This is a genomic window from Xenorhabdus santafensis, assembly GCF_033949405.1.
Lineage (GTDB): Bacteria > Pseudomonadota > Gammaproteobacteria > Enterobacterales > Enterobacteriaceae > Xenorhabdus > Xenorhabdus santafensis.
This window is the reverse complement of sequence record NZ_VCDN01000094.1, coordinates 1-712: the sequence shown is the minus strand read 5'-3', so window position 1 is coordinate 712 and position 712 is coordinate 1. Positions and strand designations below refer to the sequence as shown.

1 protein-coding gene is annotated in these 712 nt (G+C 49.7%); it reads right to left on the bottom strand.

What is annotated here, in order from left to right; all coding sequences use genetic code 11:
* On the bottom strand, positions 1 to 712 hold a 712-nt coding region (locus tag FE392_RS17350), incomplete at both ends, for an Ig-like domain-containing protein (RefSeq protein WP_319931450.1).

Genomic DNA, 712 nt, shown 5'->3' with positions numbered 1-712 from the left:
CACGATGATGCTGTCTTTGGCCCCGAGGATGGGCTTTTTGTCTTTATCCAGCAATTTGATTCTTAGGGTCTTCTTGGTGTTGCCGTCGGCCGGCAGGGCATTGCTGCCATCAGCGGGATCAACCTCAGGACTGATCGGGTTCAATTTATCGGCCAGTGATTTTCCAAATGTGACGGTCGTCGGTTTCGTCTCTATCCGTTTACCGAACACTTCGGGGGCTAATTCCCATTTGCCTTTTTTATCGCCGGCGGTCACCGTCGCCTGATAATGGCCGCTGCCCACTGGGACTTCTTTAAATTTGTCGACCGTTGGCATTTTTTTGCCTGAACCGTACAGCCCACTGTTATTCGGTATCATATTGATACTGTTTTCAGCTCCTGTGATGGGCTGGTTATCCTTGTCCCTCAAATCCACTTCAATCACCGTGGTGTCACCGTCATTGGGCAACTCACTTTCTTTGGCAACAAACGTGGATTTATTCGGATCGACCAAATCCCCCTTATTCGCATCGAAGTTGATTTCTGTTTTGGTGTCCAGCGGCTTGCCGTCTATTTTGGTGGTGATTTCCCACTTACCGATTTTACCCCCCGCCTTGACTTTCACATGGTAAGTGCCTTCAGGGTCTTCCCAGATGTTTTTGCTGTCGATGGTCGGTGGGTTTTTGCCTTCCCCGGTCAGTTGCTCGCCGTTATCCTCAAACGTAATGCTGTCT